Here is a 15,381-nt window from a genome sequence, read left to right on the forward strand (position 1 = left end):
TTGGCCGGGCGGGGGCGACGCCGCGTGCGGGGAGTGCTCGGGCACGGCCGCGTGTCCGCAGTGCAGGGCCGGAGTGTGCCGATGGTCGCGCCTGCCTGCCGGCTTCCGGTCCATCGGGCCGGCTCGCCGAGGCGGCGGGGGTCAGCGCGGGATTGCCCAGTCCGGCGCCCAGGTCCCCGCGGCGGCGTGGCTGCCCGCCGTGGCGGCGAGGTGGGCGCGGAGGGTGGCCAGCGCGGGGTGGGGGTTGTCTCGGTGCCACAGGAGCGAGTGCGGGTAGACGGGCGTCGGGTCGGTCACCGGGATGCGGCGTAGGCCGTGGCCGACGGGCCAGACGAGGCGGGTCTGCTCACCCATGAAGGTGGCCAGGGCCGGGGTGTCGGCGATGGTGTCGAGGAGCGCGTCGGAGCCGAAGTTGGGACCGGTCGCCTCGATGGTGAGTTCGAACTCGGCGACGAGGTCGTCGTAGTAGGCGGCCCACTCGGTACCGGGGACGATGCCGGGCATCCAGATCCGGTGCCCGGCGAGTCGAGCCAGGGGCACCGATCGGGCGCGCGCCAGCGCGTGGGCGGGGCCGGTGAGGAGTTGGAGCTGCTCGTCGAGCACGCGGACGGATTCGATGTCCTCGGGGAGGGGCCGGCCGGGCATGGCGACGGCGCGGAAGGACGCGTCGATCGCACCGGACCGGAGGGCGGCGACGGCCGTCTCGATGTCGAACAGCCACACCACGTCGAGCTCGATCTCGGGGTGCGCACGGTGGAAGCCGCGCATCAGTCCCGACGCCGCGCTGCGCGAGGCGAGCACGTCGACGCGCAGCGGACGGCGGCCGGCGCGCACGGACGCGTCCGCGCGCTCGGCGACGCGCAGTAGTTTGCGGGCATGGGGCAGGAACGCCTGCCCGTCGATGGTGAGTTCGGCGCCGCGCGGCGTGCGGGTGAACAGCCGCACGCCGAGATTGCGCTCCAGCGCGGCGATGCGCTTGGAGACGGCCTGCTGGGTGATCGCCAGCTCGGCGGCGGCCTCCTGGAACTGCCCCGCGTCGGCGGCGGCGACGAAGGTCCGGACGGTGTCGAGGTCCATACGGGCAGCCTATGGGTACAACCATTGGTTGTGGCCAGACGGCCCTATGGTTGTTTGATCCCCGGGCATGGCGCTCGCTTTGATGTTTCCGATCACAGATCGGTTGTGCAGCGAGTGACAAGGGGCGTCGGACATGGGGAACGGGCACCGGTTGGGGCGGCGGTTCGGGTGGCTATGGGCAGCGTACGGAACCAGTGCGCTCGGCACGTGGCTCGCGTTCGGCGCGTTCCCGCTGATCGCGATCCAGGTGCTGCACGCCGGGCCGGCGGAGGTAGCGGCGTTGTCCTCCGTAGGGGCGGCGGTGGGCGCGGCCGTGGCGGTACCGCTGGGCCCGTGGGTGGAATTCCGCCGCAAGCGGCAGGTACTGATCGGGATGGACCTGGTGCGGTTCGCGGCGCTGCTGACGGTCCCCGCCGCGTTCGCGCTCGGCGTGCTCTCCTTCGTCCAGCTCCTGCTGGTCTCGGTCGTCGTCGCGGCGGCCGACATCACCTTCGGCGCGGCCTCCGGCGCGTACCTGAAGACACTGCTGCCGGCCGAGGACCTGCTCGTCGCCAACGCCCGATTCGAGTCCACGACCTGGACGAGCACCATCATCGGACCGCCGCTGGGCGGTGCCGCGATCGGGCTCCTCGGTCCGGTGGTGACGGTGGCGGCCGACGCGGTCAGCTACCTGCTCTCGGCCCTCGGCATCCGCGCGACGGGCGGCCGGGAGCCGCGGCCCAAGCGTCGGGAGGCCGCGCGCATGCGGGCCGGGGACCTGCTCGACGGTTGGCGGTACATCCTCGCCGACGCGACGCTGCGACCGCTGTTCTTCAACACCGCCTTGTTCAACGCCCTGGTGATGGCCACCCAGCCGCTGCTGGCCGTTCTGATGCTCGACGGACTCGGGTTCACACCGTGGCAGTACGGCCTCGCCTTCGCCGCGCCCGCGATCGCCGGGCTGCTCGGATCGCGGCTGGCCCGACAGCTCGTCACCCGCTTCGGACAGCACCGGGTCCTCATCGTGGCCGGTACGCTGCGCGCGCTCTGGCCCGTCGGCCTGGCCTTCCTGGGGCCGGGCGCCGGAGGGCTGCTGCTGGTGATCGGCGTCGAACTCGGGCTCATCTTCTGCTGTGGGGTCTTCAATCCCGTCTACAGCACCTACCGCCTCGAACGCACCGCAACCGACCGGGTCGCCCGCACACTGTCCGCCTGGTCGGTGACGACCAAGGCCACGACCGCGCTCCTGACAGCCGTCTGGGGCGTGCTGGGCAGCCTGCTCGGCCCGCGCACGGCCATCGGCTTGGCCGGCATGCTCCTGCTGGCGACCCCGCTGCTGCTCCCCCGACGCGCCGCGGTGCCCCTCGCCGAGCCCAAGCCCGCACCGAGCCGCGCCTGACGGGCCGCCACGGCCGCCACCGCGATCGGGCTGCACCACCCCTCCGCGTGGCTCGGAGATGAGCGCGATGGCCTTTGCCGTGGCCGGTGGGGTCGCGGCGCGGCAAATCGTGGCTTACCTGCCCAATGTGTAGTCGGCCCAAGCGCGGCCTCGCGTGTCAGGGCGCCCTCATCACCCAAGGAGAGAAAATGACCGTCACGACCCCGGCGCTGGACCCCCGGGCGGCCGCACTGCTCGTCATGGATTACCAGCAGGGAATCCTGGCCTCGCTCCCCGGCCCGGCCGACCCGGAAGCGCTGCTGTCACGGGTGGCCGGCGCCATCGCCGACATGCGAGCGCACGGCGCCGCCATCGCCTACGTACGAGTCGGATTCACCGAAGCCGACTGGGCGGCGATCCCGCCGGCCAACGAGACTTTCTCCTTCCTCGGCCGGCAGCGCCTCATGCATCACGAGGATCCCGCCACAGACTTCCACCATCAGCTCGCTCCCGAACCCGGCGACATCACCGTCCGCAAGACCCGCTACGGCGCGCTGTCCACGACAGACCTGGACCGGCAACTGCGGGATCGCGGAATCACCACCCTGGTCATCGCCGGCATCACCACCAGCGGCGTCGTACTGTCCACCCTCACCGACGCCGCCGACCGCGACTACCGGCTCTACGTCCTCTCCGACGGCGTCACCGACCCGGACCCGCAAGTCCACCAGACCCTGATGACCAGCATTTTCCCGAGACTGGCCCACATCATCGACACCGCCGAACTGCGCTCGCTCCTGCACGAGAGCCATCCGGATCGGGCAAAGACCGGCAGGGCATAGCCGTCAAGGATGATCAGCGACCGTCAGGGCGATCGCTCTCAGCAGCCAGACCTCGGTTCCGACGGATCATGCGACCATCTCGCTCCCAGAGCGTCTTTCGGCTCGGGTCGTGCTCGCTGAAATGAGTAGTGCTTCGGACAGACGATTTGCCGGAATCGGACCCGTGGCCCGACAAGTCGGCCGCGAGCCCCCACGGTTCAGCCTCGGCTCGGTATCGCTGAGGTTGTGGCAGGAGTCCGCGCCTGAACTCCGCAATGGGGCTCCTCTATAGAGGAATCTCATCGCTATAGTGGAGGCATGAGTGAAGGTGGTGTGAACAATGCCTTGTCCAGTGGTCTGTCGATGGGTGAGTTGGGGGCCCGAGTTCGCGCCGAGCGGCGAGCGCGCGGATTGGGTCTGGAGCGGCTCGCCGAGCTGAGTGGCGTGAGCCGGAGCATGGTCTCCGAGGTGGAGCGCGGCACCAAGACGCCGAGTGTGCTGGTTCTCGACCGTCTGGCGACCGCATTGGGCACGTCGATCGCCCGGCTCCTGGACGAACCCGTCCGCGCCGAGGTGGTGATCCTGCCGCACGATCGGCAGCACGTCGTGCGCGATCCCTCGGGGTGGGAGCGGCGCATCCTTTCCCCGGTGCTGCCGGGCGTGGAGTTCGAGTTCATGCGTACCACCCTGGGATCCGGTGTCGACGCCGGGGAGTTCTCCCCGCATGCTGCGGGATCGCACGAGTACGTGGTGGTGGAGTCCGGGTGTCTGCGGCTGACCGTCGACGACACGCCGCACCTGCTGGCGGCCGGGGACGCCGCCTACTTTCCCGGCGACCGTCGGCATGCCTTCGCGAACGACGCGGCGGACGAATGCGTGTACTACCTGGCGATGGCGCTCGGCCGGCCGGTCGACGCCCAACACCGCTCGACGCCGGCGGCCGAGGCGCGGGGACGTGGCGGACACGATGGAAACGGCGGGCACGGAGGGCACGGAGGGCACGGGGAACATGGGGGACACAATGGATGACCTGCGCCGAGCGGGCCGGTCGGCCGCGGGCCTCGCGGCCGATCACCTGGCCGCCGTACCCGGCGGGCCGGTGTGGCGGGCGGTGCCCGATGCGGATCGCGCGTGGCTCACCGAGCAGCAACTTCCGGCCTCGGGCCGCCCGTTGGCGGACCTGCTCCACGAGATCCGCGACCACGTGCTGCCCTACCCGATGGGCAACGGGCATCCGCGGTTCTTCGGCTGGGTCAACTCCCCACCCTCGCCCGCCGGCGTCCTGGTCGCCCCGCTGGCCGCGGCCATGAACCCGAGCTGCGCCGGCGGCGAACACGCCGGCGTCCTGCTGGAACGCACCGCCGTACGGTGGTTGGCGGAACTGGTGGGCTATCCGCACCCGCCGGGCGCCGGGCTGCTGACCAGCGGCGCCTCGATGGCCACCGTCATCGCACTGGCCACGGCCCGGCAGCGGGTGTTCCGCCAACAGGGGCTGGACGTCCGGGAGTCCGGCCTGTACGGGCAACGTCCACTCGCGATCTACCTGTCGGCCGAGGGACACAGCTGTCTGCGCAAGGCGGCCGAACTCCTCGGCCTGGGCAGCCGCCACCTCCGCACGGTCCCGGTCGACGACGCCTTCCGGATGGACACCGCCGCGCTGCGCCGCCTGATCACGGCGGACAAGGAGGCGGGCGTGCGGCCGTTCTTCGTCGCGGCGAGCGCGGGGACGGTGAACACGGGCGCCGTGGACCCGCTGGAGGAGGTCGCCGAGATCGCGCGCGAGCACGGACTGTGGTTCCACATCGACGGCGCCTACGGTGCGTTCGGCATCCTCGCCGACGAAGCCGACCCCGGCTACGCCGGGCTGGGGCTCGCGGACTCCCTCGTGCTGGACCCGCACAAGTGGCTCGGTGTTCCCGTCGACTGCGGTTGCGTCCTCTTCCGCGATCCGGCGGGCGCGCGCGACACCTTCAGCCTCGTGCCGCCCTATCTTCGCGACGACGGCAGCGACGAGTTGGGCTGGTTCGCCGAGTACGGCCCCGAGCAGACCCGTCCCTTTCGCGCGCTGCGCGTGTGGGCCACGATCGCGCACCTCGGACACGAGGGGGTCGGCCGGCTGGTGCGGCGCGGCACCGAACTCGCGCGCACGCTCGCGGCCATGGTCGACGCCGCCGACGATTTCGAGCTGCTCGCCCCGGCCGTCACATCGGTCGTCGCCTTCCGCTTCCGAGGCCGATCGGCGGCACCGGACCCGAGCCGAGCGGAAGCGCTGAACGAGCGAATTCCGGCCGCCGTGCAGCATCGCGGGCGTGCCTTCCTCACCGGAACCCGGCTCGCCGGCACGGCAGCGCTGCGCGCGTGCATCCTCCACCCGGACACCACCGAGGCCGACCTCGCCGTCCTGCTGCACGAAATCCGGCTCGCCGCAGCGGAGATCACCGCGAGCGAGACCCCCGCGCCCGGCACCACCTCATGAGCATCCGGCGCGTCGTCGTCGACCTCGGCGGCGTGCTGTTCCGCTTCGACCACGCGCATCGCCTCCAACGACTCGCCGCGGCGTTCTCGCTCGCGCCGGACCGGGTCGACGCGCTGTTGTGGAAGTCGGGGTTCAGCGCCGAATGCGACCGGGGCGCATTCGCGTCCGCGGTGGATGTGCGGGCTGCCATCCGTGCTGCCACCGGGTTCACCGGCGGCGACGAGCAACTCGACGCGGAGTGGTGCAGTGCCTTCCGCCCCGACCACGCCGTTCGGGAGGCGCTGCACCGCCACCGCGGGTCGCGCAGCCTCGCGCTGTTCACGAACAACGGTCCCCTGGAGGAGGAGGCGCTGCCTCGTCTGCATCCGGAGCTGTTCGATGGCTTCGGGCAGCTGCTGTTCAGCCACCGCCTCGGACACCGCAAACCCGGGCCCGCCGCCTTCGCCGCCGCCACGCGTCGACTCGACGCGGTCCCCGACGAGATCCTCTTCATCGACGACCACCTCGGCAACACCGATGCGGCGCGCTCCTTCGGTTGGCACGCCGTCCACTTCCGCGGCCCGGAGACCATCGAGCAGGCTCTGGGCGTTGCGCCCGAGCATCGGCGTGACCGCGAGCACGCGCTTGAGGTCGACGTCGGACTTCGTGGGCCGGAGAGGCGGGACGCGAACGGTTCGGGACATCCCACGCGCATGCCGCCGGGCGGTCGTCGTCCGCACGGCGACGACCGTCCTCACCAGGCCAATGGTCTATACCAACCCCGGTTTCGTCCATAGCTTCGGCCGGACTTTCTCGACCGGATCCGGATGGGCCGACGGGGTCGATGTGATTGCGGGAATTTTTCGGCGGCACAATGACGATACATCTGACGTCACGTCAGAAACCTTGCCGTGCAGGCCAACCCGACTATTCGGTGGGTCGGCCGATGATTCGGTTGGCGAGTAATGAAGCCCCGTGGGCGCGGTCGAATCGGAAAGACCTCCTCCGCACTCTTGCGCGACCGTACGCGCGCGGCGACCCTGAGTACTGCCGCAGCCAATGGTCTATACCTCTCCCGGGCCGCCGGCCGCGGCGACTGACCGGGTGACCGAGCCGGCCCCATGCCACCGTTCGGCGCGATCGGGCAGCACCCGCAGGTGTCGCCCGCACGACCCCCGCGGGTGCTGCCCGATCGCGCCGACCCGGCATCGGCCTTGCCAATTCGTGCCGGACCGCGAACTCCCTTCGACGGTACGGGCCGTCGTTCTAGCGTGGGATGGATGACGACCTTGACCTCCGTCCGCCCGGCGGTGCCGTTGCACCGGCTCGACGTGCCCGCCCCGAGCATCCTGCCGTTCGCGGTCGGGTCGTTCGACACGATCGGGCCGATGTCGCGGGCGGACTTCCCGCATCGGCACACGTTCCACGAGATCGTCTACGTGACGGGCGGGACGGGGACGCATGTGGTCGACCTCGTGCCGCGCCCGCTGCGCCCCCCGCACCTGTTCTTCGTCGCACCGGGACAGGTGCACTTCTGGCACCGGGCGCGTGAACTGACCGGCTGGGTCGTGCTGTTCAACGACGACTTCCTGCTCGCCCACCCCGAGGACCGGGACACGGTACGCGAACTGTCCGCGTGTACCCGGCTGCGGCCCACCGCCGAGGCGGCGCCCGGGCTGACCGGGGTGGTCGCGGAGCTGCGGCGCGAATACGCCGAGCAGGGGGAGGGGTTCATCCCTGTTTTGCAGGCATATCTGCACGTGCTGATCCTGCGTGCGGCGCGCCTGGCGGCCTCGGTGACCGATGTCGTCGTGGACGTCGAGCCGGACCTGGGGCCGACCGCCGCGATCGCGCAGCGGTTCGCCCGACTGCTGGACCGGCCGACGGATCCGGTCGAGCGGACCGTCGGCGCGTACGCGGCCCACCTGGGCGTCTCGGTCGGCCACCTCAACCACGCGGTCAAGACGGCGACCGGCCGTACGCCCGGCCGGATCATCCGTCAGGCGCAGGTCGTCGAGGCCAAACGGCTGCTCGCGGGCAGCGATCTGACGGTGCGCCAGGTGGCCGATCGAGTGGGGTTCGGCGACCCCGCGTACTTCTGTCGGTTCTTCCGGCGCGAGACCGGGAGCACGCCGGGGGAGTACCGCCGTGACATCCACGCGAAGCACCACGACGGCCGTGCTTTGTCCATCGACGTCCCTCGCGAGCGGCCATAGGTTCAGACCAATCGCGGGCGTCGGGGCTTCGGCCCGACCGGCCCGTCCCCCCGCCGAGGAGGCCGCTGTGGACCACGACAACAACGATCAGGACGAGCCCGTCGGGCGTGGCATCACCCGCAAGAACCTGCTCAAGGCGGCCCTCGTGGCCGCACCCCTCCCGCTGCTGATCGGCGGCGTCCCGGCCCTCGCCCGCGCGCAGCGCGCCAGTGGCGACACGCTCGCCCCGACGCCGTCGTGTCACGACGGGGACGCCCCGACGATCGACCAGACCGAGGGTCCCTACTTCAAGCCGAACTCGCCGCCGCGCACCGTGTTGACCACCCCGAGCACGCCGGGGGTGCCGCTCACGGTGACCGGCTACGTTTTCGGCCGGCAGTGTCAGCCGCTCGCCAACGTGCTGTTGGACTTCTGGCAGGCGGACACCAACGGCGCGTACGACAACGCGGGGTTCGGCTTCCGCGGGCACCAGTTCACCAACGCGCAGGGCGCGTACACGCTGACCACGATCGTGCCGGGCCTGTACCCCGGCCGGACCCGCCACCTGCACGTCAAGCTCCAGGCGCCGAACCGGCCGATCCTCACCACGCAGCTCTACTTCCCGGGCGAGCCGCGCAACAACACCGACACGATCTTCGACGCGCGGCTGCTGATGACGGTACGTCAGGTCGGCAACGCCAAGCAGGCGTCCTTCGACTTCGTCCTGAACGTGAACGGCGTCCCGCCGACCCAGCCGCCCACCGAGCCGCCGACCGAACCCCCGAGCGGGACCTGGCGGATCGGCACGAACTACGCCGCCGGCAGCACGGCCACCCACAGCGGCTCGACCTACCGGTGCCTCCAGGGCCACACCGCCCAACCGGGCTGGGAGCCGCCGAACGTACCGGCACTGTGGCAGCGGATCTGAGCGTCCCGACGGGGCCGGGCCGAGGTCGATCAGGGTTCGGCCTCGGCTCCGGGATCCCGGGTCCGTACCGGGCGGCTCAGCCGGCGATGGTGAGTTCCATGAGTGCCTTCGCGGTGTGCATGCGGTTCTCGGACTGGTCGAAGACGCGGCTCTGTCGGCCCTCGAAGACGTCGTCGTCGACTTCGCAGATGTCGGGGTGGGCGATCGCGGTCTCGGTGTCGGGGCCGTGGAAGGCCGGCAGGCAGTGCAGGTAGATCGTGTCGGCCCGGCCCGTCGATGCCATCATGTCCGTGGTGACCTTCAAGTGGCGCAGCGTTTCGACGCGTTGGCGGGTCTGGTCCTCCTCGCCCATGGAGACCCAGACGTCGCCGTAGATCGCGGCCGAGCCGGCGAGGGCCTCCTTCGGCGACGCCGTGACGGTGATCGCGGCGCGGGGCGATTCCGCCTCCGTGCGCAGTTCGGCGAGCCGCTCCGCCGCCGGCCACAGTGATTCGGGCGCGAGGATCCGAAGGTCCAACCCCAGCTTGCCCGCGGCGATGGCCAGCGTGATCGCCACGTTGTTGCGGCCGTCCCCGACGTAGGTGACGGGCAGGCCCTCGAGATCGCCGAAGTTCTCGCGGAGGGTGAGCAGATCGGCGAGCACCTGGGTCGGGTGGTAGCTGTCGCACAGACCGTTCCACACCGGAACCCCGGCGTATTGCGCGAACTCGACCACGGTGGAGTGCTCGAACCCCCGGAACATCACCCCGTCGAAGACCCGCCCGAACACGCGCGCGATGTCACGCACGGACTCCTTTATGCCGAAGCGGATGTCCTCACGCCCGAAGATCTCCGGATGCGCACCGGACTGCGTGGCCGCAACGACGAACGACACCCGCGTGCGACAGGACGGCTTGAGGAAGATCAGCGCGATGTTCCGGCCCGCGAGCACCGGCTCGCGTTCGCCCCGCGCGGCAAGCTCCTTCGTCGTCGCGGCGCGCTCCAGCACCTCGGTGATCTCACCCGGCGTGAAGTCCCGCAGCGTGAGCAGACTGCGTCCCTTGAGTGTGGAGGCTCCCATGGCCCAACTCCGCTTCCGTAGACGTGATGTGTTGCATGACTATACGGACGCTCGCATTGTCATGCAGTTCAATTTCGGCTGAGCCGGCCGTGCCCGAGGAGGTCGGCGGCTTCCCATCCGTGCCTCGCGCGGCTCGGTGAACCGGGATAAGGTCCCCTTCAAGATCACGCGCATCAAGATCGTCAAGGGGGAGATCTGCCATGGGCAACACCGACAACAGCAAGCACGAGGGATTCACGGCCGACGAGCGGGCCGCGATGAAGGACCATGCCCAGGAGCTGAAGAAGGCCGCGCGACGCAGCTCGCGAGCCGACAAGGCGGCGGAGGCGGAGCGGGACGTGCTCGCGAAGATCGCCGAGATGCAGGACTCGGACCGGGTCATGGCCGAGCGCGTCCACGCGGTCGTCACGGCCAGTGCCCCCGTCCTCGCGCCGAAGCTCTGGTACGGGATGCCCGCCTACGCGCTGGACGGCAAGATCGTCTGCTTCTTCCAGAGCGCGGAGAAGTTCAAGGCGCGCTACGCGACGCTCGGGTTCAGCGACCAGGCGAAGCTGGACGAGGGCACGATGTGGGCGGCCGGCTTCGCCCTGACCGAGGTGACGCCCGAGGTGGAGGCGCGGATCGGTGAGCTCGTGAAGCAGGCGGTGAGCTGAGGCGCACCCGGTGAACGGGCTGGTCCTGCGGTTGCCATACGTGTTCGGCGTCGCCCGGGAGTACGCCGTGCGTGTCGTCGAACTCCCTTGCACACGAGCGATCTCGGGTCGGTACGAAGCCCCCACTCGGTCACCGGGTGGGGGCTTCGGCGTGCCGAGTCACATTGGTGCGGGCCGACTTCGGCGCTCGGTCCGGCCAACCCTGACGCTCACAGGTCGACTCGGCCGCTCGGTCACTGCGCGACCGGTGATGGCGATCCGGTGGCCGGCTCCCAGCGCGGACGTCGAACAGTGCACGATGCGCGCCGTGTACGCGGACCAGTCGCCGAACTCCCGCGTCCACAAAGGCCGTCCGTCCCGGGATACGGCCCGGTGGGCGGTCGCGCCGGCGAACACCGCGAACGACAGGTCCACGGCCACCGGCCGATGCCCCACGGGCCCCCACGCGGGCCCGGGGTTCGGATAGACCGCCAGGATCTCCGCCGTCTCGCCCAACGCGTGGACCGTCATCGACCGCGCCTCGCGCACCACCACGCGTGGCAGCGGCCCGCGCGGATCGACGTCGACCTTCTCGGATCCCGCCGCAGGAAGACTCGGCATGGGATACATCGCCCGGAGCCGGGCCGAAACCTCGTTCATCCCGCACCATCACTCGGTCGGGTGAGGGGGCTTGGGTCTTCATCGAAGGAAGCCCAGTGGCAGGGCCAGGGTGCCGAGAGGAGCCCGTCGCCAGGCTGATGGCGTCGGATGGCGTCGGAATTTGCCGCTCGTGACTTGCGATGACACTAGAGTGACGTCATGATGACGTCATGGATCTCACGCCTTACGTCGACAAGATCTGCCGCGACCTCGCGGATGCCGCCGAGGCCGGTGGCGAGGACGCGCGGGCCCTGGCCGAGCGCCTGATCCCGCCGCTCGAATCGGCCACCAGGCTCGCGCTGCTGGGGGCGTTGTCCGCCGCCGCGGACGAGATCACGCGTGACCTCGCGCCGGGTTCGGTCGACGTGCGGCTGCGTGGCCTCGACCCCGACTTCGTCGTGACGCCACCGCCGCCCGTCCAGTCGTTCGAGGACGCGGCGGGACAGGGCGCGGCGGCGGACGGCTTCGCGGCGCCGCCGCCCACAGCGGGTGCGAAGCCACAGCCGGAGCCCGACGAAGGTGGCACGTCGCGGATCACGCTGCGGCTCTCCGAGGGCGTCAAGTCGCGTGTCGAGGCCGCGGCCGGTCGCGACGGGCTCTCGGTCAACGCGTGGCTCGTGCGCGCCGTCTCAGCCGCCCTCGAACCCGACGACCGGGCCCGCCGCGCCGAACGGCCGGGAAGCGCGCACGAGTCCGGCCGCCGCTACACCGGCTGGGTTCGCTAGAACCGGCGAACCTTTCCGGTCACGGCACCAGGCCCTGGCCGGCGGCTCCGCGACCACGCCATTCGTTCCGGCAACCTGACAACCGGGCATCCCGGCAGGCCATCAGGAGGGCACAGCCATGCCAACTTTCGACACCCCCGAGCCGATCTTCGTCATCCTCGACCTCTCCGTCGGCCAGGTCCGGATCAACGCGAGCGACCGCTCGGACACCGTCGTCGAGGTACGGCCGAGCGACCCGTTGAAGGGGTCCGACGCGGAGGCCGCCGAGCAGACCCGCATCGAGTACTCGATGGGCAGGCTGATGGTGAAGGCGCCCAAGAACAAGGCCCGTTCGTTCTTCGGCGGCGGCGCCTCGATCGACGTGACGATCGACCTGCCGTCGGGCTCCCGGGCCGAGGGCAAGGCGGCCGCGGCGGACTTCCGGGCCAAGGGTCGGCTCGGCGAGACCAAGTTCAAGGTCGCCGCCGGCGGCATCCGGCTCGATCGGACCGGCACGCTGAAGCTGAGTTCCGCCTCCGGTGACATCTCGGTGGCCGGGGTGGTCGGGCACGCCGAAGTCGGCACCGGATCCGGGGACGTCAGGATCGAGGAGGTCGACGGTACGGCGGTGGTCAAGAACGCCTCCGGCGACATCACCGTCGGCGAGGTGACCGGCGACCTGCGGCTGAACACGGCACAGGGCGACATCACCGTCGGCCGCGCCCTGTCGACCGTCGTCGCCAAGACGGCGCAGGGCAGCGTGCGGATCGGCGAGGTGGTGCGCGGATCGGTGGTGCTGGAGACCGGTTCCGGCGGGTTGGAGGTCGGGATCCGCAAGGGCACCGCCGCATGGATCGACGCGCGGTCGCATGCCGGCACCGTACACAACTCGCTGGACGCCGCCGCCGGGCCCGAGGGGTCCGACGAGACCGTCGAAGTGCGCGCGCGAACCAGTTCCGGAGACATCGTGATCCGCCGGGCCTGACGGGTCGACGTCCGGCCCCACCGCCCGCCGCCTCCTGGCCCATCGAAGCGGAGAGGAAGGTTCATGACGCAACCGTCGGTGCCGATCGGGACCGCGCTTACGCTGCTCGAAGCCGGCGGCGGGGGCCGGACGACGATGCTACGGACCCTGACCACACTGCTGAGCCGCACGAGCCCGGCGCCGACGAGCCCGGCAGTGGCGCGCACGACAACGTCGACTGCCGCTGCAACGTGTACTGCGGCGACAGGTGCCGCGGCGACGAGTTCCGCGGCGACGAACCTCGCCCGCCCGAACACCGCCCGCCCGGATACCGCACCGGCGAGCGCCGCCCGTCCCAATTCCGCGCCGGCGAGTACCGCGCCCACCACCCCCGCACGCACCACCCACACCGCCCCCGCCCCCGCCCCGCGAGCGTCGACCTGGTCCGTGCCCCTGGCCACTTGGCGCCACGAAGCCGGCCGCGAGTCGATCAAGGCCGGCTGCTGACGGCGGGCCGTCGACCGCGCGCACCCGCCGGAGCCCATGACGCTCCGTGACGCCGCGAGTGGGACCGGAAGCCATCATGACCATGTTGGTCATGATGGCTTCACAGCGCGGGCGGTTCGTGCCAAGGTGCACCAAGCGCCGAACCGGAGCCTGTTCCACCGGGGTTCGAAACCGATCCCGGCGGACCTGTTGGTTGCCGTAAATGCAGGTCAGCACGTGTCGAGCGCGGTCCGAGCGACGAGTCGGCCGGGCTCGACGTGATCGATCCGGAAGCGGATGATCCGCTTCCGAATGCCCGCCCATGCTCTTCCATCCGGCCCGTGGCCGGCCGCGCCGCCACCGTGCGACGCCGCGTTCGGGAGGTATTCGCGTGACCGAGACCGTCGACACCACCCCACCACCGCAGGAGCCCGACCCCGTCGACAGCACCGCCAAGACCGACACCGGCCGACTCGAAGGCGCGTCCAAGCTCCGGCTCTTCTCGGTGCTCGGCGTCATCGTGCTCTTCTCCGAGGTCGTACCGCTGCAGTACACGATGATCGGCACCGCAGTACAGAAGATCGGCCTGGACTTCCCGTCCGCCGGGAACAACATCGGCTGGATGATCATCATCCTCGGCCTGGTCGGCGGCGCGACCACGCCGATCATCAGCAAGCTCGCCGACCTGTTCGGCAAGAAGCTCGTCCTGCTCGCGTGCAGCGTCTCGTTCCTGGCCGGGTCCGTGCTGTGCGCGCTGACCGACTCCTGGGCGATGTTCCTGGTCGGCCGCGGCCTCCAGGCCGTGGCGTTCGCGATGGCGGCGGTGGCGGCGGGCCTGATCCGCGACCTGATGCCGCGCCGCATGGTGCCGATGGCGATCGGCGTGATCGCGACCGGGTTCGGCGTGTCCGCGCTGACCGCGCCGCTGGTCAGCGGCTGGCTCACCGACCACTGGAGCTGGCGGTCGCTGTTCTGGTTCCTGACCATCTACATGCTGGTGCTCATCCCGATCTTCTGGCTCGTCGTCCCCGAATCAAAGCTGAGGACCCGTCAGAAGTTGGACTGGCTCGGCTCGGTGCTGCTCGGTGCGGGTGTCGCGCTCGCCCTGATCTACATCAGCAACGGTCAGCAGTGGGGCTGGGGCCGCTTCACCGCGTGGAGCTACCTCGTCATCGGACTCGCCCTGCTGGTCGCCTTCTACCTGTGGGAGAAGCGCGCCGCCGAACCGATCATGGACCCGAAGCTGCTGCGCGCGCCACGGGTGTCGATCGTGCTGGCCATCGGCCTGTTCTCCAACATGATCATCGGCGTGCAGTTCTACGCCGTCTCCTACATGGCCCAGATCGACGAGAAGGTCGTCAAGGAAGGCACGATAGCCGGCTTCGCGGACAAGGCCGGCATCCCGCTCGACACGATGCGCCAGGGCCTCGTCTTCGAGGGCGACATCGGCTACGCCCTCGGCTTCAGCCTGATGGCCCTCGCCCTCCACCTGACCACGTGGCAGTCCATCCCCGGCATGTTCACCGGCCCGGCCGCCGGTCAGTGGGCCACGAGAGTCGGCCTGCGCCGGCCGTACATCGTCTGCCTGGCGGTGATGACGCTCTCGATGGGGCTGTACGCGCTGTTCCACGGCTCGTGGCAGGTCCTGCTGATCATCGGCATCGTCTACGGCCTCGCGTTCGGCGTCTACTACGCGTGCGCCAACAACCTGATCATCGAGGCCGTGCCGCAGGAGCAGCAGGGCATCGGCGCGGGCATGCTCGCGCTGACCCAGTCCTTCGGCAGCGCGGTCGGCACCGCCGTCCTGACCGCGATCCTGTCCGCGCACACCTACCAGGTCTCCACGGTGGCCCAACCGGGCGCTCCCTCCCAGACGTTCGACATCCCGCAGGTGTACACCGACTCCGGCTGGACCATCGGCTTCTGGACCATGGGCGCGGCCGGCGTGATCTGCGTGGTCCTCGCCGTCGTCATGAAGGCCGGCCGCACCCCGGCCACCGGCGGCACCCTGAACTGACCCCCTCACCACGCCCGGTGGCGGC

14 protein-coding genes are annotated in these 15,381 nt (G+C 70.5%); 11 read left to right on the forward strand and 3 right to left on the reverse strand.

Annotated elements, in window-relative coordinates:
- Nucleotides 1-141 precede the first annotated feature (141 nt).
- Nucleotides 142-1,077, reverse strand: coding sequence for a LysR family transcriptional regulator (locus tag OG928_RS40750; RefSeq protein ID WP_331767051.1), 936 nt, complete (start codon nucleotides 1,075-1,077; stop codon nucleotides 142-144).
- A gap of 133 nt (nucleotides 1,078-1,210) precedes the next feature.
- Here OG928_RS40750 and OG928_RS40755 point away from each other — a divergent pair, with 133 nt between their 5' ends.
- The 7 genes from OG928_RS40755 to OG928_RS40785 all read left to right on the forward strand — a co-directional run bounded on the left by OG928_RS40755 (nucleotide 1,211) and on the right by OG928_RS40785 (nucleotide 8,833).
- Nucleotides 1,211-2,455 carry an MFS transporter gene (locus tag OG928_RS40755; RefSeq protein ID WP_331767052.1) on the forward strand — a complete coding sequence of 415 codons (1,245 nt, stop codon included), beginning with the start codon at nucleotides 1,211-1,213 and terminating at the stop codon, nucleotides 2,453-2,455.
- Between the two features lie 188 nt (nucleotides 2,456-2,643).
- Nucleotides 2,644-3,276, forward strand: coding sequence for a cysteine hydrolase (locus OG928_RS40760; RefSeq protein WP_331767053.1), 633 nt, complete (start codon nucleotides 2,644-2,646; stop codon nucleotides 3,274-3,276).
- Between the two features lie 297 nt (nucleotides 3,277-3,573).
- The gene (locus tag OG928_RS40765) at nucleotides 3,574-4,284 is read left to right on the forward strand and encodes a helix-turn-helix domain-containing protein (protein ID WP_406291637.1); all 711 of its coding nucleotides are present in this window, start codon (nucleotides 3,574-3,576) and stop codon (nucleotides 4,282-4,284) included.
- The gene (locus OG928_RS40770) at nucleotides 4,277-5,731 is read left to right on the forward strand and encodes a pyridoxal phosphate-dependent decarboxylase family protein (RefSeq protein WP_406291639.1); all 1,455 of its coding nucleotides are present in this window, start codon (nucleotides 4,277-4,279) and stop codon (nucleotides 5,729-5,731) included. The genes OG928_RS40765 and OG928_RS40770 overlap by 8 nt, the downstream gene beginning before the upstream one ends.
- Complete coding sequence (locus OG928_RS40775) at nucleotides 5,728-6,507, forward strand: HAD family phosphatase (protein WP_331767056.1); 780 nt, start codon at nucleotides 5,728-5,730, stop codon at nucleotides 6,505-6,507. Before OG928_RS40770 ends, OG928_RS40775 begins: the two co-directional genes overlap by 4 nt.
- A gap of 483 nt (nucleotides 6,508-6,990) precedes the next feature.
- A complete protein-coding gene (locus tag OG928_RS40780) occupies nucleotides 6,991-7,926 on the forward strand; it encodes an AraC family transcriptional regulator (RefSeq protein ID WP_331767057.1) in 936 nt (311 codons plus the stop codon).
- Between the two features lie 67 nt (nucleotides 7,927-7,993).
- The gene (locus OG928_RS40785; protein ID WP_331767058.1) at nucleotides 7,994-8,833 is read left to right on the forward strand and encodes a carbohydrate-binding protein; all 840 of its coding nucleotides are present in this window, start codon (nucleotides 7,994-7,996) and stop codon (nucleotides 8,831-8,833) included.
- A gap of 76 nt (nucleotides 8,834-8,909) precedes the next feature.
- Here the strand turns inward: OG928_RS40785 and argF are convergent, their stop codons facing one another.
- Nucleotides 8,910-9,893, reverse strand: a complete 984-nt coding sequence (gene argF / locus OG928_RS40790; protein ID WP_331767059.1) for an ornithine carbamoyltransferase — start codon at nucleotides 9,891-9,893, stop codon at nucleotides 8,910-8,912.
- Nucleotides 9,894-10,093: 200 nt separating this feature from the next.
- Between argF and OG928_RS40795 the strand changes: the two genes are divergently transcribed.
- Complete coding sequence (locus OG928_RS40795) at nucleotides 10,094-10,546, forward strand: DUF1801 domain-containing protein (RefSeq protein WP_331767060.1); 453 nt, start codon at nucleotides 10,094-10,096, stop codon at nucleotides 10,544-10,546.
- A gap of 159 nt (nucleotides 10,547-10,705) precedes the next feature.
- Here OG928_RS40795 and OG928_RS40800 read toward each other — a convergent pair whose 3' ends face one another.
- The gene (locus OG928_RS40800; RefSeq protein ID WP_406291643.1) at nucleotides 10,706-11,146 is read right to left on the reverse strand and encodes a hypothetical protein; all 441 of its coding nucleotides are present in this window, start codon (nucleotides 11,144-11,146) and stop codon (nucleotides 10,706-10,708) included.
- Between the two features lie 209 nt (nucleotides 11,147-11,355).
- Between OG928_RS40800 and OG928_RS40805 the strand changes: the two genes are divergently transcribed.
- From OG928_RS40805 to OG928_RS40815, 3 genes are all read left to right on the forward strand, one after another.
- Nucleotides 11,356-11,910 carry a hypothetical protein gene (locus OG928_RS40805; protein WP_331767062.1) on the forward strand — a complete coding sequence of 185 codons (555 nt, stop codon included), beginning with the start codon at nucleotides 11,356-11,358 and terminating at the stop codon, nucleotides 11,908-11,910.
- 118 nt (nucleotides 11,911-12,028) lie between these two features.
- On the forward strand, nucleotides 12,029-12,874 hold the full coding sequence (locus OG928_RS40810; RefSeq protein WP_331767063.1) for a DUF4097 family beta strand repeat-containing protein: 846 nt from the start codon (nucleotides 12,029-12,031) through the stop codon (nucleotides 12,872-12,874).
- An 856-nt stretch (nucleotides 12,875-13,730) separates the two neighbouring features.
- Nucleotides 13,731-15,356 (forward strand): MFS transporter, encoded by a 1,626-nt coding sequence (locus tag OG928_RS40815; RefSeq protein WP_331767064.1) that lies wholly within the window; start codon nucleotides 13,731-13,733, stop codon nucleotides 15,354-15,356.
- Nucleotides 15,357-15,381 lie beyond the last annotated feature (25 nt).

It is taken from the genome of Embleya sp. NBC_00896, assembly GCF_045207785.1.
GTDB lineage: Bacteria > Actinomycetota > Actinomycetes > Streptomycetales > Streptomycetaceae > Embleya.

What these genes read in the sequence shown, in the direction of transcription:
- OG928_RS40760 (WP_331767053.1), top strand. Translation starts at nt 2,644, where the DNA reads ATGACCGTCACGACCCCGGCGCTGGACCCCCGGGCGGCCGCACTGCTC.
- OG928_RS40810 (WP_331767063.1), top strand. Translation starts at nt 12,029, where the DNA reads ATGCCAACTTTCGACACCCCCGAGCCGATCTTCGTCATCCTCGACCTC.
- OG928_RS40770 (WP_406291639.1), top strand. Translation starts at nt 4,277, where the DNA reads ATGGATGACCTGCGCCGAGCGGGCCGGTCGGCCGCGGGCCTCGCGGCC.
- argF (WP_331767059.1), bottom strand. Translation starts at nt 9,893, where the DNA reads ATGGGAGCCTCCACACTCAAGGGACGCAGTCTGCTCACGCTGCGGGAC.
- OG928_RS40755 (WP_331767052.1), top strand. Translation starts at nt 1,211, where the DNA reads ATGGGGAACGGGCACCGGTTGGGGCGGCGGTTCGGGTGGCTATGGGCA.
- OG928_RS40775 (WP_331767056.1), top strand. Translation starts at nt 5,728, where the DNA reads ATGAGCATCCGGCGCGTCGTCGTCGACCTCGGCGGCGTGCTGTTCCGC.
- OG928_RS40805 (WP_331767062.1), top strand. Translation starts at nt 11,356, where the DNA reads ATGGATCTCACGCCTTACGTCGACAAGATCTGCCGCGACCTCGCGGAT.
- OG928_RS40795 (WP_331767060.1), top strand. Translation starts at nt 10,094, where the DNA reads ATGGGCAACACCGACAACAGCAAGCACGAGGGATTCACGGCCGACGAG.
- OG928_RS40780 (WP_331767057.1), top strand. Translation starts at nt 6,991, where the DNA reads ATGACGACCTTGACCTCCGTCCGCCCGGCGGTGCCGTTGCACCGGCTC.
- OG928_RS40750 (WP_331767051.1), bottom strand. Translation starts at nt 1,077, where the DNA reads ATGGACCTCGACACCGTCCGGACCTTCGTCGCCGCCGCCGACGCGGGG.
- OG928_RS40765 (WP_406291637.1), top strand. Translation starts at nt 3,574, where the DNA reads ATGAGTGAAGGTGGTGTGAACAATGCCTTGTCCAGTGGTCTGTCGATG.
- OG928_RS40800 (WP_406291643.1), bottom strand. Translation starts at nt 11,146, where the DNA reads ATGCCGAGTCTTCCTGCGGCGGGATCCGAGAAGGTCGACGTCGATCCG.